Source organism: Streptomyces sp. SCSIO ZS0520, assembly GCF_025643355.1.
Classification (GTDB): Bacteria; Actinomycetota; Actinomycetes; order Streptomycetales; family Streptomycetaceae; genus Streptomyces; species Streptomyces physcomitrii.
On the sequence record NZ_CP092644.1, the window covers coordinates 7,780,598 to 7,803,667 of the forward strand.

Sequence of the window (23,070 nt, forward strand, 5' to 3'; positions counted from 1 at the left end):
TCCTGAAGCAGCATGGTGCTGTGGTTGCTTGGTGCGGGTTCTCGGGTGCCCGGGAGCGCTGAATTACGGGTGGCTTCTCCTGGGGTGCGCGATCCGCGGTCTGTGAATTTCGGGTGCCGGGAGGGGCAGGGTGCTCTGCGGGATTCCGTCAGGGGCTCCTCAGGGGTTCTTCAGGAGTCCTTTCAGGGCGGAGCTGAGAATGCGCGGTCCGTCCTGGGTGAGTACGGATTCCGCGTGGAACTGCATGGAGGTGAAATGCGGCCCGCGCAGGGCGTGCACTTCCCCGGTGCTTTCGTCGCGGCAGACCTCGACGGTTCCTCTTTCGCCGCAGTCGGCTTTGTCGTCGTCGCTGAGTGCGGCGAAGGTGTTGTAGTAGCCGACGCGTTCGGGGGAGCCGAAGAGGTTGATCTCGCGTTGGAGTCCCTGGTGGGGTGCCGGGCACCGGGCGACCGTGAAACCGAGTTCGCGGCACAGGACCTGGTGGCTGAGGCAGACGGCCATGAAGGGGCGCCGCTCGTCGAGCAGGGTGCGTACGGCGCCGCGCAGATGGGCGATCTTGGGCCGGGTCCCGTCGTTGGGGTCGCCGGGGCCGGGGCCCATGACGACGAGGTCGTGCCCGTCGAAGCTGTGGGCCTCGTCGAAGCGGCGTATCCGTACGTCGAGTCCCAGGGAGCGCAGCTGGTGGCCGAGCATCTGCGTGAAGGTGTCCTCGGCGTCGACGACCAGTACGCGCAGACCGGCCAGATCGGGGTCCGTGCCGTTCAGCCGGTCCGCTTGGTCGAGCCAGAAGGAGGCGATGGTCTGGTTGCGCGCCGAGAGGGCGGTGCGGATGTCGGGGTGGTCGGCGAGGCGCGGGGCGGCCGGGGTGCCCAGGGCGGCCAGCAGTCCGGCGGCCTTGGCGCGGGTCTCGGCGACCTCGGCCTCGGGGTCGGAGTGGCGGACGAGGGTGGCGCCGGTGCCGATGCGGGTGCGGCCGGTGGGGTCGATGTCGGCGGTGCGGATCAGGATGGAGGAGTCCAGGCTGGTGCAGCCGCCGGCGTCGTGGCCGATGAGCGCGGCGACTCCGCTGTAGTAGCCGCGGCCCTCGGGCTCGTGGCGGCGGATGACCCGGCAGGCGCTCTCCAGGGGGCTGCCGGTGACGGTGGGGGCGAACATCGTCTCGCGCAGGATGTCGCGGACGTCGCTGTCGCTCTCGCCCTCGATGAAGTACTCGGTGTGGGCCAGGCGGGCCATCTGCCGCAGATAGGGGCCGGTGACCCGGCCGCCCTCGGGGCAGATGCGGGCCATCATCTTGAGTTCCTCGTCGAGGACCATGTACAGCTCTTCGGTCTCCTTCTGGTCGGCGATGAACTGCTGGAGGCCGGCCAGGGTGGGCCCGGAGGCGGGATAGCGGTAGGTGCCGCTGATGGGGTTCATCACGGCGGTGCTCTCGCGCAGGGTCACATGGCGTTCGGGGGTGGCGCCGATGAGGGTGCGCTCGCCGGTGTGGATGCAGAAGGTCCAGTAGGCGCCCGACTCGTGCTGGAGCAGCCGCCGGAAGACGATCAGGGCGGCGTGCGGGGTGAAGTCGGTGATGTCGAGGACGAAGGAGCGGCGGATGACGAAGTTGGCGCCCTCGCCGTCGCCGATCTCGGTGCTGATGATCTTGCGTACGGTATCGGCGTAGGCGTCGTCCGGGATGTCGAACGCGCCCGCGGAGACGGTGACCTCGCGGTCGGGCAGCTGGGCGCAGAAGGCGGCGACGGAGAGGGTGGCCTGCCGCCGCACGGTCATCGCGAGCAGCGGGGTGCCGTCGTCGGCGCAGGCGTAGCCGCGTTCGCGGATCTGCCGGTAGGGGATGAGGGCCAGCAGGTCGTGGCCGGGGGTTCCGGTGGGCGTTGCGGCGGGCAGGGGGAGTTCGGCCAGGGAGTCGCAGGACCGCACCGGTCCGCTGAGCAGGTCGAGCACTTCGCCGTCGTGGGCGTCGGCGCGGTGCAGGACGGCGAAGGGCGGTGCGGGTTCGGCGAGCAGGGCGGCGAGCAGTTCCGCGGCCTGCGCGCCGCCGCCGGGGGTGGTGGGCGCGCTCATGCGGGGCCTCGTCCCGCGGTGAGCTGCTCCTGTCCGAGGGCGGCCACGACGTCGTCGGCGGTCACGACCATGGCGCAGCGGTCGGCCGCGTACGTCAGGGCCCAGTGGTGGTATTCGGCGGAGAAGTCGGCGACGGCGTCGGCGACCAGGAAGGTCTGGATGTCCTGGCTGTAGGCCTCCACCGCGGTCATCAGCACGCCCACGTGCGCGTACACCCCGCACAGGACGAGCTGGTCGCGTCCGGCGGCGCGCATCCGCTCCAGCAGGTCGGAGCGGACGAAGGCGCTGTAGCGCCACTTGGTGAGGGTCCAGTCGCCGTCCTGGGGCGCCACCCGCGGGTCGATCTCGCGGTCGGCCGGGGAGACGGTCATGCCCGGGCCCCAGAAGTCCTTGAGCAGTCCGCGCTCCTCCTCGCTCATGCCGCCGGGCTGGGCGGTGTAGGCGACCTGGATGCGCGAGGCGGCGCAACGCGCCCGGATCCGCGCGGTGTTGGCGAGGAGCGTGTCGTGCGGCTCCCCGGCCGGGAACGCCTTGAGGAAGTAGCGCTGCAGGTCGTGGACGAGCAGCACGGCCCGGGCCGGATCGAGGGTCCACTCGGCGGTGTTGGCGGGCAGTTCACGGCGCGTGGGCGGGGTGTACGGCGTGATGGGAGGGATACCCGGCATGGCTGACCTCGTGCTCTGGGGCGGCGGCGGAAAAGGCGGGGGCGGAAGCGGGGTCAGGCGCGCCAGGCGCCTGCCACGGTGACGGACTGCCGGGGGTTGAGGCGCGGATCGCACAGCGTCGTGTACTTCTCGCCGACCTGCTCCTCCGAGCCGCCGTCGCTGAGGCATTCGGTGACCATGTCCGGGGTGATCTCCAGGTGCAGTCCGCCCGCGACGGCCCCGGCGGAGCGCACCGCGCACTGGAAGGCCTCGACCTCGCGGAGCACCGCGCCCACCCGGCGGGTCTTCAGCCCGGCCGCGGTGGTCTCGGTGTTGGCGTGCATCGGGTCGGTGAGCCAGATGACCGGGTGGCCCGCCTCGTGCACGGCCCTGACCAGGCCGGGCAGCCGGTCGGTGACCGCCTCGGCGCCCATCCGTGCGATCAGGGTCAGCCGTCCCGGCTCGCGGCCGGGGTCGAGCAGGGAGCACAGGGCGAGCAGGTCGCCGGTGCTCATCAGCGGGCCGACCTTGCAGGCGACGGGGTTGCTGACCGCGGCGAGCAGTGCCACATGCGCGCCGTCCGGCTGGCGGGTGCGCTCGCCGATCCACGGCCAGTGGGTGGAGGCGAGGTAGAGCCGGCCCGTCTCGTCGCGCCGCACCAGGGGCACCTCGTAGTCGAGCAGCAGCGCCTCGTGGCTCGTCCACAGCGGGGCGGTGTGCTCCCAGCTGTGCTCCGCCTCGGTCCAGCCCAGGTGCTCATGGACCTGGCGGGCGGCGTGGTAGCAGGTCAGGATGCGCATCGGGTCGGCGGCGCGCAGCTTCGGGTCCGGCTCGGGCCCGTTGACCAAGTGGCCGCGGTAGACCGGCAGTTCCTGCCCGGCGACGGTCTCGGTGGGCCGGGAGCGGGGCTTGGCGTACTGGCCGCCGATGCGTCCGGCGCGCAGCACGGGGCGGCGGGTGCTCATCCGCATCGTCCCGGCCAGCACGTCGAGCAGCCCCGCCTTGCGGGCCACGTAGTCGCCCGAGCTCTCGGCGGGGTCCTCGGCGCAGTCGCCGGCCTGGATGACATGCGCGCGGCCCGCGGCGACATCCGCGAGCAGGGCGCGCAGCCGGGCGAGGTCGGCGGGCAGGACCAGCCCGGGACATGTCGCCAGTTCCTCCCTGACGAGGGCCAGTTGTGCCGTGTCGGCCCAATCGGGCTGCTGCTGTGCCCGCTTGCCTCTCAGGAAGAGGTGATGATCCGTCCCCCGCTGCATTGTGGCCTCTCGTCGCGTCACACCGATGTCGTGGAAACCGGGTTTCGAAATGATGCGGAGAAAAACATGGGGAGCGGTATCCGCGCGGTATCCGCCCGGTTGAACCGCGGTTATCCGGGGCAGTCATTCTTCCGTCATCGCACCTCATGGTGAATGCTCCGGGCCGCACGGGGAAACCCCTAAGTCGGCGCATGCCGTCGGCGGCACCTAGGGGGAGACGAATTACGGGTGTGACCGCGCTCACGGCACCCGCCCCTCAATCGGAAAAACCGCGGCCGCGGAATCACCTGTTCCGTAGGGGATTTGTAGGGGGTGACATGCCCGCGGGCGCCTCACTAATCTGAATCGCCGTGACGACATTCGTGCGGGAAGCGTTCTGATGCCCCTCTTCGCTTTTCGGGCCTTCGCTCCGCATCTTCCTCGTCACCCGCCAGTCGGCCCGGTGAAGCAACTCCCAGGATGAGGCCCGAAAAAGCTATGGACTTCGAAATCCCCGCCGCACAGCAGGAACGCTGTGCGCGCATCTACGAGGAGACGCACGCCCTGTGGGGCGAGCGCCGGGCCGTGCCCGGTGCCGAGGAGGTCCGGGAGGACTTCCGCGCCGCGGGGAAGGCGGGCCTCACCGGACTGTGCCTGCCCGCCGAGGCGGGCGGCAGCGGTCTCGGCGCCCTGGAGACCGCCCAGTGCCTGGAGGCCTTCGGCCGCGGCAGTGCCGACACCGGACTGGCCTTCGCCGTCGCCGCGCACCTGCTCGCCTGCGCCGTGCCGGTACGCGACTTCGCCTCCGAGGAGTCCCGCGCCGCACTGCTGCCCGCCCTCGCCTCCGGCGAGATGATCGCGGCCAACGCGATGACCGAGGACGAGGCGGGCTCCGACATCAGCGCCCTGTCGGTCACCGCCCGCCCCGTGGACGGCGGTTACGTCCTGAACGGCAGCAAGTCCTGGGCCAGCAACGGCCCGGTCGCCGACCTGGTCGTCACCTACGCCATCACCGACGCCAAGGCCGGGTTCCTCGGCGTCTCCGCCTTCGCGGTCCCCGCGGACACCCCGGGCCTGATACGCGAACCGGCCCTCGCCAAGACGGGACTCGAGGGCTGCCACGCCGGGCGGATCCGCTTCGAGGAGTGCGCGGTGCCCGCCTCCTGCCTGCTCGGCGAGGAGGGCCAGGGCGCCGCCGTCTTCCAGCACTCGATGGCCTGGGAGCGGGCCGCCCTCTTCGGGATCTACCTCGGCCTGATGCGGCGTCAGCTCGACCAGATCGTCCAACACGCCTCCCGCAGGCGCCAGTTCGGCCGCCGTATCGGGGAGTTCCAGGGCGTCTCGCACCGTATCGCCGCCATGCGCCAGCGCCTGGAGAGCGCCCGGCTGCTGCTCTACCGGGCCTGCTGGCTCCTCGACGCGGGCCAGGACCACACCGCCGCCGTCGCCCTGTCCAAGATCGCCGTCTCCGAGGCCGCCGTCGCCAACTCCCTGGACGCCGTGCACCTCTCCGGCGCCGTCGGATACCTGCGCGGCGGCGCCGAGGAGCAGCTGCGCGACGCCCTGCCCAGCACTCTCTTCTCCGGCACCACGGAGATCCAGCGGGAACTCATCGCAAAGGACCTCGGGCTGTGACGCTCCACCAACTGGTCATCGACGCCGCCGTCAAGCACGCCGAACGCCCCGCGCTCGTCACCGCCGAGGCCACCCTCACCTACCGCGAACTCGACCTGCGCGCCGAGCTCCTGGCCCGGCACCTGCGGAACCTCGGCGTGGAGCGCGGCGACCGCGTGGTGCTCTGGGCGGAGAAGTCCCCCGAGGTCGTCGTCGCCATGCAGGCCGTACTGCGCCTCGGCGCCGCCTACGTACCCGCCGACGGCACCGCACCCACCGAGCGCGCCGCCCACCTCGCGGAGAACTGCGCCGCCCGCGCCGTGCTCACCACCCCCGACCGCCTGGAGGACCTGCGCGCCCGCCTCGGCGAGGACATCCTCTGCCGGGAACTGGGCGAGAGCGCGGACCAGGGCACCGGGCCGGGGGAGGCGCCGGGGGAGCGGATCAACGAACCCGCCGCCGACGACGACCTGGCGTACATCCTCTACACCTCCGGCTCGACCGGACAGCCCAAGGGCGTCTGCCTGAGCCACCGCAACGCCCTGGCCTTCGTGGAGTGGGCGGTCGCCACCCTGGACGCCGACGAGCGGGACCGGTTCTCCAACCACGCCCCCCTCAACTTCGACCTCTCCGTCCTCGACCTGTACGCGGCCTTCTCGGCCGGCGCCAGTGTCCACCCGGTGCCCGCCGAACTGGCCTACGCGCCCACCCAGTTGGTCGACTTCCTGCACGAACGGCAGATCACCGTCTGGTACTCGGTGCCCTCCGCGCTCACCCTGATGGCCCGCGAGGGCGGCCTGTGCGACAGGCCCGCCCCCGAGGGACTGCGGGCCGTCCTCTTCGCCGGGGAGCCCTTCCCGCTGCCGCAGGTCCGCGCGCTCGCCCGGTGGACCACGGCCCGGCTGCTCAATCTCTACGGGCCCACCGAGACCAATGTGTGCACCTACCGCGAGGTCGGGCAGGCGGACCTCGCCCGCGACCGGCCGGTGCCCATCGGCGCCGCCTGCTCCGGTGACCGGGCCTGGGCCCAGGCACCCGACGGCAGCCGCCTCGGCCCCGGCGAGGAGGGCGAACTCCATGTGGAGGGCCCCACCGTCATGCTCGGCTACTGGGGCCGCGACCCGCACCAGGGCCCCTACGCCACCGGGGACATCGTCCGGGTGCTGCCCGACGGCTCCTTCGACTACGCGGGGCGGCGCGACCACATGGTCAAGGTCCGCGGCCACCGCATCGAACTCGGGGAGGTCGAGGCGGCCCTGACCGGCCACCCCGACATCGCCGAGGCGGCCGCCCTGGTCGTCGGCGAGGGCATCGGCGCCCGCCTCGCCGCCTTCGTCGTCGCCCGTCCCGGCACCGACCCCGGGCCCCTCGCCCTCACGGGCCACCTGGCCCGGCGGCTGCCGCGCTACCTGGTCCCCGACGAGATCCGGCGCACGCCCGCCCTGCCGCGCACCCGCAACGGCAAGGTCGACCGGGCCGCCCTCGCCGCCCAGTCCGGCTAGCCGCCCCACGATGACCGCACCGGAAGGAACACCCATGGCCCAGGACCCGAGCGAGGGCGTCAGCGAGAGCATCAGCGCCTTCATCAAGGAGCGCTTCCTCGACGGCGACCCCAAGGGAGAGCTGGAGGAGACCACCCCGCTGCTCGAATGGGGCGTACTCAACTCCCTCAACACCGTGCTGCTGCTCAACCACATCCGCGGCGAGTTCGGTGTCACCGTGCCGCCCGCCCGCCTCAACGCCCGCGACCTGAAGAACGTGCGGACCATCACCGCCATGGTGCGGGACATGACCGCCGGCAAGGGCGCCTGAGCGACCCGCACCCCCGGGCAGCTGTGCACGTGCCCGGATCCAGTTCCGTACCACCACGCCCAACCATGAGGAGCACATCCGCAATGTCGGACAACACGCTGACGCCCGAAGACGCCAAGCTCGTCGACTACCTGGACAACCACCGTCCGACGGCGCGGCCGGTCATCGAGCACCCCAAGCCGTCCGAGCGCCTGAAGGAACTGGACTTCCTGCTCGGCAAGATGACGGTCACCTTCAACACGGGCGTGCGCATGGAGGCCGTGACCCAGCGCATCATGCACGACCACTACATCCAGATGGACCTCAAGTCCACCTACGCCGACGGCACCCCCAAGCTGGAGGGCAAGTGGCTCATCGGCTGGAGCGAGGTGGACCAGCAGTTCGAGTCGTACTACGTCGACACCCTGGGCACCCTCGGCGTCTCCACCTCGCCGGGCTGGCAGGGCGACCACCTGGAGTTCATCGGCGAGCACGTCCTCGGCGAGGTCGGGGTGCGCTCCAAGTCCAAGGACGCCTACACACCGATCGACGCCACCCACTTCCGCCTCGACGCCTTCGTCGAGGCCAACGGCGAGTGGAAGCTGTACGACATCCAGGAGTGCACGGTCACCCCGCTCTCCGAGCTCTGAGCAACCCCCGCCACCGGCACCCGCCCCGCCGCCCCGGCATCGGCGGCGGGGCCGTCCGGCCACCGTCCGGCGGCCACCGGCCCGTGCCGCGCCTTCCCCCGCGCGGCACGGACCGGGGGCCGCCTTCTCACGTGAGGAGCCGACCGCCTTGACGGCAAACGAAGAGAAGCTGCAGAAGTACCTCAGGAAGGCCACCGCCGAGCTGAAGCAGGCCCGCTCCCGGCTCGCCGCGCAGGAGGCCGCAAGCCACGAGCCGATCGCGATCGTCGGCATCGGCTGCCGCTTCCCCGGCGGTGTGCGCTCCCCCGAGGACCTGTGGAGGCTCACCGAGGCGGGCGGCGACGTCATCACCTCACTGCCCACCGACCGTGGCTGGAACCTCGCCGGTCGACTGCCGGACCTCAAGGGCGGGTTCCTCGACGACGCCGCCTCCTTCGACCCCGAGTTCTTCGGGATCGGCCCCGGCGAGGCCCGCGCCATGGACCCCCAGCAGCGGCTGCTCCTGGAGACCTCCTGGGAGGCCTTCGAACGCGCCGGCATCGACCCCCAGTCGGCCAAGGAGACCCGTACGGCCGTCTACGCGGGCCTGCAGTTCGGCGGCTACCCGATGCTGCTGCGCGGGCGCCCCGAGGACGACATCAAGGACTTCATCGGCTTCGGCAGCTCCGTCGGCGCCGGTTCGGGACGCATCGCCTACCTCCTCGGCCTGCTCGGCGCCGCGGTCACCGTGGACACCCAGTGCACCTCCTCCCTGGTCGCCGTGCACCTGGCCGTCAAGGCGCTGCGGGCCGGTGAGTGCACCCTGGCCCTGGCCGGCGGCGCCTGTGTGATGTCGCTGCCGAACACGCTCCTGGAGTTCCAGCGCAAGCAGACCCTCGCGCCCAGCGGCCGGTCCCGCTCCTTCGCGGCCGCCGCCGACGGCGTCAGCCTCTCCGAGGGCGCGGGCATGCTCCTCCTCGAACGCCTCTCCGACGCCCGCCGCCTCGGGCACCCCGTACTCGCCGTCGTCCGCGGCACCGCGATCAACCAGGACGGCGCCACCAACGGCATGTCCGCCCCCCGCGGCCAGGCCCAGGAACGCGTCATCCGCCAGGCCCTCGCGGACGCCCGCCTCAGCGCGGCGAGCGTCGACGTCGTGGAGGGGCACGGCGTCGGCGCCACCCTCGGCGACGGCGTCGAGGCGCGCTCCGTCATCGCCACCTACGGCAGTGAACACACCCCGGAGCAGCCGGTGCTGCTCGGCTCCGTGAAGTCCAACCTCGGCCACACCCAGACCGTCGGCGCCGTCGCGGGCATCACCAAGCTCGTCATGGCGCTGCGCCATCAGCACCTGCCCCGCACCCTGCACGTCGACGCGCCCACCCCGCACGCCGACTGGTCGGCCGGCACCGTGCGCCTGGTCACCGAGGGCACCGACTGGAAGCGCGGCGACCGCGTCCGCCGCGCGGGCGTCTCCTGCCTGACCCTCTCCGGCACCAACGCGCACCTCGTCCTCGAAGAGCCCCCCGCCGAGGAGCCCGCCGGGACCCGGCTCCCCGAGGAGCCGCCCGCGCCCCTTCGCGGCCCGGTGCCCTGGCCGGTCTCCGCCAGGACGGCCGCCGCCCTCGGCGCCCAGGCCGCGCAGCTGCGCGAGGCCGGGGCCCACGCCGACCCCCGGGACACGGGCCTCGCCCTGCACACCGCCCGCTCCCGCTTCGCCCACCGCGCCGTCGTCCTCGCCGAGGACCCGGCGGACCTCCTCGCCGGACTCGACGCCCTCGCCCACGGGGAGCAGAGCCCGCACCTGGTCCAGGGCGTCGCCGCCCGCGGCAAGAACGCGCTGCTCTTCTCCGAGGGCGTCCTTGCGCCCGGCGCCGCCCGCGCCCTCGCCGAGGCCTTCCCCGGCTTCGCCACCGCCCTGGCCGAGATCTGCGGCCTCCTGGACTCCCACCGGCCCGGCGGCGGACAGCCCCTGCACCCGCACCTCCTCGACCCCGAGCGCCCCTTCCCCTCCACCGTCCACGCCCGCCTCGCCCACTTCGCCTTCGGCCTCGCCCTGCACCGGCTCACCCGCGACTTCGCCCTCACCGTCCACCAGGTGAGCGGACAGGGCCTGGGCGAGGTCGCCGCCGCCCACGCCGCGGGCGTCCTCGACCTCGCCGACGCCTGCGCCCTGGCGAGCGCCCTCGCCCACGCCGCGGGCCCCGAACCCGAAGCCGCCCTGCGGGCCCAGGCCACCGAGGCCGAAGTCACCGCCGTACTGGCGGACTTGGACCCCGAGACCCGCGCCGCTCTGCGGATCGCCGCCCTGGACGAACCCGGCGCCACCCTCCTCGACGGCGACGCCCGCCACCTCGACACGCTCGCCGCCCGGCTGCACACCCGCGAGTACCCGGCCCACCCGTGCGGCCCCACCCGCCCGGGACCCGCGGGCCCCGCCGCCGAGGAAGACCTCGGCCGTACGCTGGCCGGGCTCACCTTCCACGAGCCCGCGCTGCCCCTGCTCTCCGCCACCACCGGCGCCCCCGCCCCCCGCGCCCGGCTCGCGGAGGCCGCCCACTGGACCACCCTGCTCCAGGAGCCCACCCGGCTGCGCGAGAGCATCGCCACCCTGCGCGAGAACGGCGTCACCCGCCTCCTCGAACTCGGCCCCGACGAGACCCTCACCCCCCTCGCCGCCCGCAGCGCCGCCGCCACCGCGGCACCCGGCACCCCCCTGCTCCTCGTCGGCGCCCAACCCCGCACCACCGCACGGGACTTCCTCGCCGCGCTGGCCGCCCTGCACACCGACGGCGCCGACCTGGACTGGACCGCCGCCTTCGCCGCACACCCCGCCCGCCATGTCGACCTGCCCACCTACCCCTTCCAGTACGGGCGCTACTGGCTGACCCCGCCCGACGCACCCCACCGCCCGGCGGCGCCCCCGCACCCGCTCCTCGGCGCCCCGCTCGACCTGGCCCAACTGCCCGCCGGTGGACAGTGGTTCAGCCAGGACCTCGACCCGGGCACGGCCGCCGCCGGGCACCTGGAGCATCTGCACGGCACCCGGCTGCTCGCCCCCGCCGCCCTGGCCGACTGGGCCCTGGCCGCCGCCGGGCCCGGACCGGACGGCACCGGGGGCGCCCTGACCGGCCTCCGCTTCCACGACGGAGCCTCCCTGCCCGAGCGGGGCCCGCTCGCGCTGCAGACCCTGCGCGAGGAGACCCCCGAGGGACTGCGGATCCGCGGCTTCGCCCGCACCGGGACCTCCTGGACCCCGCAGTTCGAGGCCGAGAGCGGCGCACCGGACACCGCCCCCGAACCCGTCGACCTGGACGCCCTGCGCACCGCTCTCACCCCCGAGGACCCCGAGGACTGGTACGCCCGGCTGTGGCGCCACGGCCTCGACGAGGCGCGCGGCCCGGCCCCCGTCACCGCCCTGTGGAGCGGCCCCGACCGCCTCCTCGCCGAGACCACACCCGGACCCGAGCACGCCTTCGCCGCCCTCGGCCAGGCCCTCCACCTCGCCGGGCGCCTTACGGACGGGGCGGAGCGCCAGGTGCCCGCCACCGCGGACCGGCTCACCGTGCACCGGCCGCTCGGCGCCACCGCCTTCCTCCAACTGCGGCGCCACGAGGACGACTCGCTCAGCCTCGCCCTGCTCTCCGACACCGGCGCCCACCTGCTGACCCTGCGCGGACTGCGGATGCGCCCCGCCGGCCCCGCCGAGGCCGCCGCCCGGCTCGAAGAACACACCCTGCACTGGACGCCCCTGACCGGCGCCCGCCACCCCACCCCCGGTGCCACGGACGGCAGTTGGCTGGTCCACAGCACCGACCCCGAGCAGACCCGCGCCTGGTGCGCCCAGCTCGCCCGTGACGGCATCCCCGCCCTCGCCCTGCCCACCACCACCGGCCCGAGCCCGGCGGACCAGCCGGGCAGCCTGCACACCGAACTCGCCGCCCTGCACGAGGAGTTGAGCCGCCGCGGCAGCACCGTCGCCGGGCTCCTGCTGCACACCGCCGCCCAGGTACCCGGGGCCGGGGGAGCGCAGGACGAGCCGACCGCGACCGGGCACCTCGCCCGCCAGGGCTTCACCGTGCTGCGCGCCTTCCTGGACACCTTCGCCGACCGGCGGCCCCGGCTCGTGCTGTGCTCCACCGCGGCGGTCGCGCTGCCCGGCACGGTGCCGCAGCTGCCGCAGACCGCTCTGACCGCCCTGGCCAAGACGGTCACCTGGGAACACCCCGAACTGCCCTGCGTACACGTCGACTTCGGCACCGGCGCCGTCCCCGGGGCGGGCACCGTCCTCGGCCGCGCGGCGGGCCTGGGCGGCTCCGGACGCCTCGCCGTACGCGAGGACCGCTGGTACCAGGGCGGCATCCGCACCGCACCGCTGCCCGCCACCACCGAGGGCACCCTCAAGATCCGCCCCGACGCCACCTATCTGATCACCGGCGACGCGGGACCGCTGCCGGAGCTGACCCGCTGGCTCACCGGACAGGGCGCCCGCCACCTGGTCCTCGCCCACACCGCCGAGGGCCGGAGCGCCGCCGAGCAGGCCGAGCGTGCCGCGGCGGACGGCGCCACCGTCACCCGCGTGGAGAGCGACCCCCGCGACCCGGCGGGAACCGCCGCCCTCCTGCAGCGCCTGGGCGCCGAACTGCCCCCGCTGCGCGGCATCGTGCACCTCGGCACCGCGGGCGAGAGCACCCCGCTCACCGCACACGACCCGGAGAGCTTCACCGCCGCCCTGCACCAGGAGATCGCCACGCCCTGGCAGCTCCACCGCGACACCCAGGGACTCGACTTCTCCGTACTGGCCTCGCCCTTCGCCGCCCTCACCGGCGGGTACGGACAGGGCACGGCCGCGGCCGCCGACGCCTTCTTCGAGGCGCTCGCCCACCAGCGCCGTGCCGCGGGACTGCCCACCGTCAGCATCGCCTGGGGACCCTGGAGCCAGGCCCGACCCCCCGCCGTTCAGGCCGACTTCGCGGCGCGCGGGCTGCACCCCGCCCCCGCGGCCGAGGTCCTGGACGCGCTGGGCCGGGCCCTGGCCGGTTCCGCCGCCCGCACCGCCCCGGCCCGCGCGGACTGGGCCCGGCACCTGGCCGCCGCCGACCGGAGCGTCCCGTACGTCCCGCTGCGCGAGGGGGAGGACAGCACCCGGCACACCGTCGGATTCGGGCAGGGCAACATGAACACCGCCCCCTGAGGCGCCACCCCGGCGATCCACCCGGGAGAAGGAAAAGAGAAGAGGCGCAAAAACGCCCGGCCCGGAAATCCCGGGCCGGGCGGAAAACGACTCGGCGCGCCGCGCCGCTCATACTCCCAGCGTGGCACCGCCGTCCACCGTCAGATGCTGCATGGTGATGTGACTCGCCTGTTCAGAAAGGAGAAAGGCCACCGCATCCGCGATGTCCGACGTACGGGCGAGCTTCTGCAGCGGAATACCCACCCGATAGGCGTCGGAACGCCCCTCGATGGTTCCGCGCGGCCCTGAATCGTCCTGCCACATCGACCTGAGCATCGGTGTGTCCGTGGAACCCGGCGCCACCAGATTGCAGCGGATGCCGTACTGGGCCACTTCCAGGCCCAGGCATTTCGTGTACATCATCGCCGCCGCCTTGGAAGCGGAATAGGCGGCCATGTCGGTGCGCGCCGTGCCCGCCGCGTTCGACACGACGGTCACCAGCGCGCCCGAGGAACGGGCCACCATGCGGCTCACCACGGCCCGCGACATCAGGAAGACACCGGTGGCGTTGACCGCGAGGGTGTCGTTCCAGTCCGCGTCGCTGAGCCGGTGCGCCGGTCCGAGGCGGAGCACGCCCGCGGCGTTGACCAGGTAGTCCACCGGTCCGACGTGCTGCTCCACCTGGTCGACGGCCTCCTCGACGGCGGCCGGGTCGGTGACGTCCGCCGGGCAGCCGGCCGCGTGCAGCCCGTCCGCCTGCAGCTTGGTCACCGTCTCCATGACGCCCTCGGCGTCGCGGTCCACCGCGGCCACCCTCGCGCCCCGTTCGGCCAGCGCCCTGGCGACGGCGGCCCCTATCCCGCTGGCGGCACCGGTGACCAGTGCGACTTTGTCCTGCATGAAGTGTTGTCCCCCTCGTCGGAAAAACAGGAAGCGGCGGACCTGTCGAGCCGGAAGTCCGCAATCGGCTTTACCGTTCAGTGTCACAGGGGCCGCCCCGCGGCAACCACCCGGGACCGACCCCTAAAATCCCCCGGTAAATACATGGGGGGAACATAAGTAGGGGCTGACACCGCAACCGCACACTCGTAGCCTTCGAAGGAATTTTCTTGCCGTGGCCGATTTCACCGTCGGCGGCATCCCCCGTTTCGCGGGTACGTACCTTCGGAGGGAATAGATGAGCACAGTGTCCGGCGACGGAACACGTCCCGAATCCGCATCCCGCACCGCGATCGCGATCGTGGGCGTGGGCTGCCGTTTCCCGGGCGGTGTCCGCGACCTCGCCTCCTTCGGACAACTGCTCGCCCGCGGCGGTGACGCACTCACCGACGTGCCCCCCACCCGCTGGGACCGGCAGCGCCACCAGAGCGGCCCCGAGGCCATCTCCAACCCCCGCGGCGCCTTCCTGGAGGACATCGACCGCTTCGACGCCCCCTTCTTCGGGATCAGCCCCCGCGAGGCGGACCTGATCGACCCCCAGCAGCGACTGGTCCTGGAGGTCGCCTGGGAGGCGATGAGCGACGCCGGCCGCACCCGGGAGAGCTGGGGCGGCTCCCGAACCGCGGTCGTCCTCGGCATGCTCGCCAAGGACTACGAGACCCTGCACAACAGGACCCTCGGCGCGCGCGGCATCGGCCAACACCACATCAGCGGACTGGAGTTCAGCTTCGCCGCCGGACGCCTGGCCTACACCTTCGACCTGCACGGCCCGGTGGCCACCGTCAACTCGGCCTGCTCCTCCTCCCTGCTCGCCGTGCACCAGGCCTGCCAGAGCCTCGCCGCGGGGGAGTGCGACACCGCCGTCGCGGGCGGCGTCAGCCTGCTGCTCACCCCGGACATCAGCATGTTCCTGAGCCGGGTCGGCGCCCTCTCGCCCACCGGCCGCTGCCGCCCCTTCGACGCCTCCGCCGACGGCATCGTGCGCGGCGAGGGCGCGGGCATCGTCGTCCTCAAGCGCCTCGACGACGCCCTTACCGACGGCGACCGCATCCACGCCGTCATCCGGGGCTCGGCCACCAACAACGACGGCCGCAGCATGGGCCTGACCGTCCCCAACGCCCTCGCCCAGGCCGATCTGCTGCGCCTGGCCCTGGAGCGCTCCGGGCTCGCCGCCACCGACATCGACTACGTCGAGGCCCACGGCACCGGCACCCCCCTCGGCGACGTCATCGAGGTCGACGCCATCGGCGAGGTCTACGCATCAGGCCGCAGCGCCGACAACCCCCTGCACATCGGCTCCCACAAGGCGCTGGTGGGCCACATGGACGCCGCCGCGGGGATCGGCGGTCTGCTCAAGTCCACCTGGATCGTCTCCTCCGGCACCATCCCCGCCCAGCCGCACGTGGACAGCCTCAACCCGGGGGTCAACTGGCGTAAGGGCGCGCTCACCGTCCCCCTCGACGGCATCGAACTGCCCGCCGGGACCGTGCACCGGGCCGGGGTCAGCTCCTTCGGGCTCAGCGGCACCAACGTCCACGTCGTCCTCGAATCGGCACCCCGCACCGACCCCGCCGCCGAGGCCCCCCGCGGCGAGCGCCCGCACCTGCTGTTCGCCTCCGCCACCGAGGCCCCCGGGCTCACCGCGCAGGTGGACGCCCTGCGCGCCCTGGCCGAGCAGACCGGGGAGCCGGACCTCGCCGACCTGGAGGCCTCCACCGCCACCCGCCGCAGCCACGAGTCGCACCGCTTCGCCGCCGTCGCCGCCGACCGGGCCGGACTCATCCGGGCCCTGCGCACCGACCGGCCCCACGAGGGCGTCCGCACCGGCGTCGTCAGCGACCCCGAGAGCGTGCCCGCGCCGGTGTTCGTCTTCACCGGAGAGAGCGGCCCGCTGCCCGAGACCGCCGCCGCCCTCCCCGGCAGCGACCCCCTCATCCGCGAGACCCTGGAGGAGTGCGCGGAACTCATCCGCGCCGAAGCGGGCTGGTCCCTGACCGAGGCCCTGCGCGAGAGGGGCCCCCAGCCCCCCTCGCGGACGCAGCCCGCCCAACTCGCCGTCCAGGTCGCCCTGACCCGCTGGTTCGCCGCCCGCGGCGTCATCCCCGGCGCGGTCGTCGGCAGCGGCCTCGGCGAGATCACCGCCGCCCACACCGCCGGGGTCCTCACGCTCGAGGACGCCGTCCGGCTGACCGTACGCCGCGCCGCCCTCCTCGAAGAGGCCGGTGACCGCGGGGAGTTGTACGCGGTCACCGGCGGCGAAGCCGAGGTCACCGCCCTCCTGGCACCCACCGGACTGCCGGTCACCGTCGCCGCCGTCAACGGCCCCGCCCACCTGGTCCTCGCCGGACCCGCGGACGCCCTCGCCGAGGCCGCCGCCCTCCTCGGACAGCACGGCATGCGCTGCGGACGACTGCGCGTCGGCGCCCTCGCCCACAGCCCGCTCCTCGCCGACCTCGCGCCCCGCCTGCGCGCGGCCCTGGACGGACTGTCACCCGCCGTCCCGACCCTGCGCCTGCTCTCGGCCACCGACCCGGCCGGCACCCCCGACTTCGGCCCCGACCACTGGGCCCGCCACCTCACCAGCCCCGGGCGCCTCGGCGAGGCCGTCGACCTCCTGCTCGCCGAGGACGACCACCCCCTCGTCGAGATCACCGCCCGCCCCGCCCTGCTGCCCGCGCTGACCGAGGCCCAGCGCCTCCACGGCCACCGGGCCCCCGCCGTGACCGCGCTCGACCGCGCGGAGCGGCCCCAGCTCGCCCTGCACAAGGCGCTGGCCCACCTCCACGTCGGCGGCGTGCCCGTACGGTGGGAGGAAGTCACCGGCCTGCCACGGCAGTTCAGGACCCTTCCCGTACCGTCCTGGGGCGGCGGCCGCTACTGGCTGCCCGGCGTCGAACGCGGCGAGCAGGGCCTCACCGACCCGCACCCGGCGCCCACCGCCGCGGGCACGGCTCCTGCCGCGAGCACGGCCCCCGCCGGGATCCGGCTCAGCCTCCTCGACGCCGAGGGCCGCGTCACCGGCGAGATGCACGCCCTGCCCACGGGCACCACCCCGCCCGCCACCGCCCCGGCCGCACCCGCGCACCCGGCCCCGGCGTCCGCGCCGGGGCCCGTCGCCGCAACTCCGCCCGCCGCCCGCAGCGTTCCGCTGACCCAGCTGGTCACCCGCGCCGTACGCGAACTGCTCGGGCTGCCGCAGGGGCAGGCCGTGCCCCGCCGCCGGGGGCTGTTCGAACAGGGCCTGGACTCGCTGTCCGCGATGGCGCTGCGCACCCGCCTGGAAGAGGAACTCGGCGTCGAGCTGCCCACCACCCTCATCTTCGAGCGCCCGACGGTGAACGCCCTCGCCGAGTACCTCGGCTCCCTGGACCTGCCCGCCGCACCCGGCCCGGGGAACGCCGAGGCCGCGCCCGCGCCCGCCGCGGTGATCCCCGCGCCCGCCGCCGCCACCCGCCGCGCCGACCGGGACGAGAGCGCCGAGGAGGAGGGCATCGCCATCGTCGGGGTGAGCTGCCGACTGCCGGGCGCCGCCTCACCCGAGGAGTTCTGGGACCTCCTGAACGACGGCAGCGGCACCGCCTCCGCCTTCCCCGAGGAGCGGCACGCCGACCCGATCTGGTCCGAACTGGGCAGCGCCATCCCGCGGTTCGGCTCCTACCTCGACGACCTCGCCGCCTTCGACGCGCCCTTCTTCCGCATCTCCCCGCGCGAGGCCAAGCTCCTCGACCCGCAGCAGCGGATGTTCCTGGAGGTCGCCTTCGAGGCCCTGGAGGACGCGGGCTGCCCCGCCCACACCCTGGCCGCCCGCCCGGTCGGCGTCTACGCCGGACTCTCGATGGCCGACTACCAGTACCTCGTCGCCCGCGACATGCAGGACGACCAGCTGAACCTCTACCACGGCACCGGCACCTCCTTCGCCGCGCTCGCCGGACGGCTCTCGTACATCCTGGGGCTGCGCGGCCCCAGCATGACCGTCGACACCGCCTGCTCCGCCTCCCTGACCGCCGTCCACCTGGCCTGCCAGGCGCTGCGCGCGGGCGACTGCGAGGTCGCCGTCGTCGGCGGCGCCAGCGCCATCGTCGCTCCCAGCCCGCTGCTCGCCTCCATGGCCGGCAGCGGCGCCCTGGCACCCGACGGGCGCTGCAAGTCCTTCGACGAGGAGGCGGACGGATTCGGCTGCGGCGAGGGCGCCGTGGTCCTCGTCCTCAAGCCGGTCAGCGCCGCCGTCCGCGACGCGGACCGCATCTACGCCGTGGTCCGCGGCAGCGCCGTCAACCAGGACGGCGCCAGCGGCGGACTCACCGTGCCCAGCGCCCAGGCCCAGACCGAGGTGGTCCGCCAGGCCGTGGCCCGCGCGGGCTGGAGCTCCCACGACATCGACTACGTGGAGACCCACGGCACCGGCACCCCCCTCGGCGACCCCATCGAGGTACGGGCCCTCGCCGACTCCCTGGGCGGCGGCCGCACCGCCGACAGTCCCCTGCTCATCGGCTCGGCCAAGGCCAACGTCGGCCACCTCGGCGCCGCCGCGGGTGCGGTGGGCCTCCTCAAGCTCGCCCTGGCGATGCGGCACCGGACCCTGCCGCCGCACCTGATCGCCAAGCCCTCCTCCCGCATCGACTGGGACCAACTGCCTGTCCGCCTCGCCACCGAGGCCCAGCCCTGGCCCCGGTCCGACCGCCCCGCCCGCGCCGGAGTCAGCGCCTTCGGCTTCAGCGGCAGCAACGCCCATGTCGTCGTCGAGCAGTACGCCGACCCCGCGCCGGTACCCGCACCCGGCGGCGACCACGAACGCGTCCTGCTGGTCACCGCCGCCACCCCCGCCGCGCTGACCGCCCGCGCCCGGAGCATGGCCGACCACCTGCGCACCGCCCCCGACCCACTCGACGACACCGTCTTCACCGCCACCCACCGCCGCGCCGCCCTCGACCACCGGCTCGCCGTCGTCGGCGCCGACGCCCGCGAACTGGCCACCGCCCTCGCGGAAGCCGCCGACGGGCAGCCGGGCACCGCCGCCCACCTCGGGCACCTCGACAACGACGACGACCGCAGCCTCGCCTTCCGCTACGGCCCCGAACTGCCCGGCCCCGACACCCTGCGCCGCTGGTCCGCCGACCCGGTGTACGGCGCCGCCCTGGACGCCTACACCGCACGCCTCGCCCACCTCACCGGCCAGCCCCAGGACCCGTACACCACCGCGCCCGCCGCGCTCGCGCCCGCCGTCCTCTTCTGCCACCAGGCCGCGGCCACCGACTGCCTGCGCGCCCAGGGCCTGGTCCCCGCCGCCGCGACCGGCGAGGGCCCCGGCCGCCACACCGCGGCCTGGGCGACCGGGCGCCTGGACACCGACGCGGCCCTGCGCCGACTGCTCGACACGACCGGCCCCGAGGCCGACGACGCCGGGGACGAGGAGGCCGCCGCCTGCGACACCCTCCTCGACTTCTTCGCCGAGGACCTCAGCCCCGCCCACACCGCGGCCCGCCTGTTCGCCGCGGGCCACCAGCCGGTGGCACCGGGGCACGCCGGACGCCGCCCGGTCGGCCTCCCCGGCTACCCCTGGGAGCACCAGGACTACTGGTACAAGGAGTTCACCGTCCCCGAGGACGTCGCCTGGCCGCTGTCCGCGGACAGCCCCGAGCGGCTGCGCGAACTCGCCGCCACCGTCGGCGAAGCGGTCCGCGGCGCGGGCCCGGCGACCCCGGCCGCCGATGTGGCCCGCGCCCTCGCCGAGCGGCCCGCGGGCGCCCACCGGCTGGTCACCGTCGGCCGCGACACCACCGAACTGCGCGCCGCACTACGGGAGTTCGCCGAGCAGGGCACCACCGGCTCCGCCACCCTGGTCACCCGCACCGCGGCCGCTCCCCGGACCGCCCTGATCTTCCCCGGCCAGGGCTGGCAGTGGGCGGGCATGGGCGCCGAACTCCTCGGCTCCTCACCCGCGTTCGCGCACGCCGTTCAGGAGTGCTCCGCCGCGATCGGCGAACTCGCGGGCTGGTCGCCCCTCGATGTCCTCCAAGGCACCCCGGACGCACCCGACTTCGGCCGCGTCGACGTCGTCCAGCCGGTGATGTTCACCGTCATGGTCGGCCTCGCCCGGATGTGGGAGGCCGCGGGCCTGGAACCCGCCGCCGTCGCCGGGCACTCCCAGGGCGAGATCGCCGCCGCCTGCGTCGCCGGAGCCCTGTCGGTGCCCGACGCCGTACGCGTCGTGGTCGGCCGCTCCGCCGCCATCACCGAACTCTCCGGCGCGGGCTGCATGATCTCCGTCGCCACCGGCGCCGAGCAGCTCACCGCCCCGCTGGCCCGCTGGCCCGAACGGCTCTGGATCGCCGCGGTCAACGGCCCCGGCTCCACCGTCGTCGCGGGCGACAACACCGCGGGCGAGGAGTTCATCGCCGCCTGCACGGAGCAGGGCATCCGCGCCCGCCGCATCCCCGTCGACTACGCCTCCCACACCCCGCACGTCGAGCGCATCCGCACCCGCATCCTGGAGGACCTCGCCGGGATCACCCCCCGGCCCGCACGACTGCCCCTGTACTCCACCGTCACCGGGCAGCTCCTGGACACCCGCACCATGGACGCCGAGTACTGGTACACCAACCTGCGCCGTCCGGTCCGCTTCGACGAGGCCACCCGCGCCCTCCTGGACGACGGCATCACCGCCTTCGTCGAGTCCAGCGCCCACCCGGTGCTCACCCCCGGCATCGGCGAGACCGCCGAGACCCACCTGCCGCCCGGGGCCGCCCCCGTCACCGTCACCGGCACCCTGCGCCGCGGCGAGGGCGGAGTCGGCCGCGTCCACCACGCCGCCGCCGAACTCTGGTCCCAGGGCGCCGACGTCGACTGGACGACCCTGCTGCCCGAAGGCCCCCGCACCCCGCTCCCGTCACCCGCGCCCGCCGCCGAGGAGACCGAAACCGCCACGGCACGCGAGGAGAAGCGGTTCTGGCGGATCGTGGAACGCGAGGACAGCCAGGAACTCGCCGCCCTGCTCGGCCTCGACGCGGCCCAGGGCAATCCGCTGGAATCCGTACTGCCCCAGCTCTCCCGGTGGTGGCAGCGGCACCGCGAGAACACGGTCGTCAACTCCTGGCGCTACCGCGTCTCCTGGACCCCCCTCACCCCTCCCGAGGAACCCCGCCTGACCGGCACCTGGCTGCTCGCCGCCCCTGCCGGACTGGGCGACCACCCGCACGTCACCGCCTGCCTCGAAGCCCTGCGCACCCACGGGGCCACCGCCCGGCTGCTGCCCGTCGCCGCCGCCGACACCGACCAGAACGACCTCCTCGACGCCCTCACCCAGGACGGCACCCCGCTCAGCGGCGTTCTCTCGCTGCTCGGCCTCGACGAGAGCCCCAGCCCGGACCAGCCCGTGGTCCCGGCCGGACTCCTGGCCACCGTCCGCCTCCTCCAGGCCATGGAGGAGGCAGGCTGCGAGGCCCGCCTCTGGTCGGCCACCTCCGGTGCCGTCGCCGCCGCCCCCGGCGAACAACTCGGCAACCCCCTCCAGGCCCACCTGTGGGGACTCAACCGCGTCGCCGGACTGGAGAACCCGCACCGCTTCGCCGGGCTCCTCGACCTGCCGCCCCGACTGGACACCACCGCGCGCAAACTCCTGTGCGGCGCCCTCGCGGGCATCGGCGACGAGGACCAGATCGCCCTGCGCGCCGGAACCCTCCTCGGCCGCAGGCTCGTCCGCGCCCCCCTGGCCGACACCACCCCCGCCCGCCCCTGGCAGCCGTCCGGCACCACCCTGATCACCGGCGGCACCGGCGCCCTCGGCAGCCACGTCGCCCGCCACCTCTCCCGCCGCGGCGGACACGTCCTGCTCCTGTCCCGCCAGGGCGAACAGGCCCCGGGCGCCGCCGAGTTGCGGGAGGAACTGCTCGGGCTCGGCGCCGCCTCCGTCACGGTGACCGCCTGCGACACCGCCGACCGGGACGCCCTGCGCCGCACCCTCGACGCCATCCCCGCCGAACGGCCCCTGACCGCCGTCGTGCACACCGCCGGAGTCGTCGACGACGGCCCCGTCACCCAGCTCACCCCCTCCCGGCTCGCCCGCGTCCTGCTGCCCAAGACCCAGGCCGTGCACCACCTCCACGAACTCACCGCCGACCTCGACCTCTCCGCCTTCGTCCTCTACTCCTCGTACGGCAACCTGCTGCCCAACGTCGGCCAGGGCGCGTACGCCGCGGGCAACGCCTACCTCGACGCCTTCGCCGAGCACCGCCGCGCCCAGGGGCTGCCCGCCACCTCCGTGGCCTGGGGAGCCTGGGCGGGCAAGGGCATGGCCGAGGACCCGAGCTTCGTCGACTGGCTCAGCCGCGGCGGCATGGACCTGATGACGCCCCACCTCGGCGTGATGGCGCTGCAGCAGGCCCTCGACCACGACGACACCGCCATCGCCATCGCCAACGTGGACTGGGACCGCTTCGCGGAACGCTTCAACGCCACCCGCCCGCACCCCCTGGTCCAGGACCTCGTCCCCGCCCCGGCCCCGGCCGCCGCACCCGCCGAGGACACCGGCCCGGCCCAGCTCCTCGCCCTGCCCGAGGCCCGCCGCCCCGCACACCTGCTCGACATCGTCTGCACCGAACTGGCCACCGTCCTCGGCTACTCGGGCGCCGCGCACATCGACCCCGACGGCGCCTTCAAGGAACTGGGCATCGACTCCGTCACCGCCATCGAACTGCGCAACCGCATCGCCAAGCAGACCGGGCTGCGCTTCTCGCCCATCGCGGTCTTCGACTACCCGACCTCCGGCGCCCTCGCCGACCACCTGCTCAGCCTGATCCCCGCGGGCCCCGGCCAAGCCGCCGACGCCCCGGACGACACCCCCGCCGGCGCCGACAGCGGCCCCGGCGCCACCCCGCCGCCCGCCGAACCCAGCCGGATCGACGCGATGGCGATCGAAGACCTCGTCCGCATGGCCCGCAGGGCCGCCCCGGACGGCAGCACGGACAACGGGTCCTGAACCC

The 23,070-nt window shown here is 74.2% G+C and carries 10 protein-coding genes; 6 read left to right on the plus strand and 4 right to left on the minus strand.

Translation table 11 applies throughout. The features are described from left to right. Positions 1–159: 159 nt before the first annotated feature. Genes MID12_RS31900 through MID12_RS31910 form a run of 3 tightly spaced genes read right to left on the minus strand, consistent with a single transcriptional unit; the run spans position 160 to position 3,967 of the window. On the minus strand, positions 160–2,067 hold the full coding sequence (locus MID12_RS31900) for an anthranilate synthase family protein (protein ID WP_263172696.1): 1,908 nt from the start codon (positions 2,065–2,067) through the stop codon (positions 160–162). Continuing rightward, the gene (locus MID12_RS31905; RefSeq protein ID WP_263172698.1) at positions 2,064–2,732 is read right to left on the minus strand and encodes an isochorismatase family protein; all 669 of its coding nucleotides are present in this window, start codon (positions 2,730–2,732) and stop codon (positions 2,064–2,066) included. The genes MID12_RS31900 and MID12_RS31905 overlap by 4 nt, the downstream gene beginning before the upstream one ends. Positions 2,733–2,785: 53 nt before the next feature. After that, positions 2,786–3,967, minus strand: coding sequence for a 3-deoxy-7-phosphoheptulonate synthase (locus MID12_RS31910; protein ID WP_263173582.1), 1,182 nt, complete (start codon positions 3,965–3,967; stop codon positions 2,786–2,788). 477 nt (positions 3,968–4,444) lie between these two features. Here MID12_RS31910 and MID12_RS31915 point away from each other — a divergent pair, with 477 nt between their 5' ends. The 5 genes from MID12_RS31915 to MID12_RS31935 all read left to right on the plus strand — a co-directional run bounded on the left by MID12_RS31915 (position 4,445) and on the right by MID12_RS31935 (position 13,174). Continuing rightward, positions 4,445–5,581, plus strand: coding sequence for an acyl-CoA dehydrogenase family protein (locus tag MID12_RS31915; protein ID WP_263172700.1), 1,137 nt, complete (start codon positions 4,445–4,447; stop codon positions 5,579–5,581). Continuing rightward, a complete protein-coding gene (locus MID12_RS31920) occupies positions 5,578–7,062 on the plus strand; it encodes an amino acid adenylation domain-containing protein (protein WP_263172702.1) in 1,485 nt (494 codons plus the stop codon). The genes MID12_RS31915 and MID12_RS31920 overlap by 4 nt, the downstream gene beginning before the upstream one ends. A 34-nt stretch (positions 7,063–7,096) precedes the next feature. Further along, positions 7,097–7,372: an acyl carrier protein gene (locus MID12_RS31925; protein ID WP_263172704.1), complete on the plus strand. Its 276-nt coding sequence runs from the start codon at positions 7,097–7,099 to the stop codon at positions 7,370–7,372. A gap of 83 nt (positions 7,373–7,455) precedes the next feature. Then, entirely contained in the window at positions 7,456–8,001 is a 546-nt protein-coding gene (locus MID12_RS31930; protein ID WP_263172706.1) for a DUF1579 family protein, read from the plus strand. Between the two features lie 148 nt (positions 8,002–8,149). Further along, positions 8,150–13,174, plus strand: a complete 5,025-nt coding sequence (locus MID12_RS31935; protein WP_263172707.1) for a polyketide synthase — start codon at positions 8,150–8,152, stop codon at positions 13,172–13,174. Positions 13,175–13,282: 108 nt separating this feature from the next. Here MID12_RS31935 and MID12_RS31940 read toward each other — a convergent pair whose 3' ends face one another. Beyond that, positions 13,283–14,053 (minus strand): 2,3-dihydro-2,3-dihydroxybenzoate dehydrogenase, encoded by a 771-nt coding sequence (locus tag MID12_RS31940; RefSeq protein WP_263172709.1) that lies wholly within the window; start codon positions 14,051–14,053, stop codon positions 13,283–13,285. Between the two features lie 277 nt (positions 14,054–14,330). Here MID12_RS31940 and MID12_RS31945 point away from each other — a divergent pair, with 277 nt between their 5' ends. Next, positions 14,331–23,066, plus strand: a complete 8,736-nt coding sequence (locus tag MID12_RS31945; protein ID WP_263172712.1) for a type I polyketide synthase — start codon at positions 14,331–14,333, stop codon at positions 23,064–23,066. Positions 23,067–23,070 lie beyond the last annotated feature (4 nt).

Excerpts from the sequence above, each read along its gene's own strand:
- MID12_RS31900 (WP_263172696.1), bottom strand. The coding sequence starts at position 2,067 with ATGAGCGCGCCCACCACCCCCGGCGGCGGCGCGCAGGCCGCGGAACTG.
- MID12_RS31905 (WP_263172698.1), bottom strand. The coding sequence starts at position 2,732 with ATGCCGGGTATCCCTCCCATCACGCCGTACACCCCGCCCACGCGCCGT.
- MID12_RS31910 (WP_263173582.1), bottom strand. The coding sequence starts at position 3,967 with ATGCAGCGGGGGACGGATCATCACCTCTTCCTGAGAGGCAAGCGGGCA.
- MID12_RS31915 (WP_263172700.1), top strand. The coding sequence starts at position 4,445 with ATGGACTTCGAAATCCCCGCCGCACAGCAGGAACGCTGTGCGCGCATC.
- MID12_RS31925 (WP_263172704.1), top strand. The coding sequence starts at position 7,097 with ATGGCCCAGGACCCGAGCGAGGGCGTCAGCGAGAGCATCAGCGCCTTC.
- MID12_RS31930 (WP_263172706.1), top strand. The coding sequence starts at position 7,456 with ATGTCGGACAACACGCTGACGCCCGAAGACGCCAAGCTCGTCGACTAC.
- MID12_RS31940 (WP_263172709.1), bottom strand. The coding sequence starts at position 14,053 with ATGCAGGACAAAGTCGCACTGGTCACCGGTGCCGCCAGCGGGATAGGG.
- MID12_RS31945 (WP_263172712.1), top strand. The coding sequence starts at position 14,331 with ATGAGCACAGTGTCCGGCGACGGAACACGTCCCGAATCCGCATCCCGC.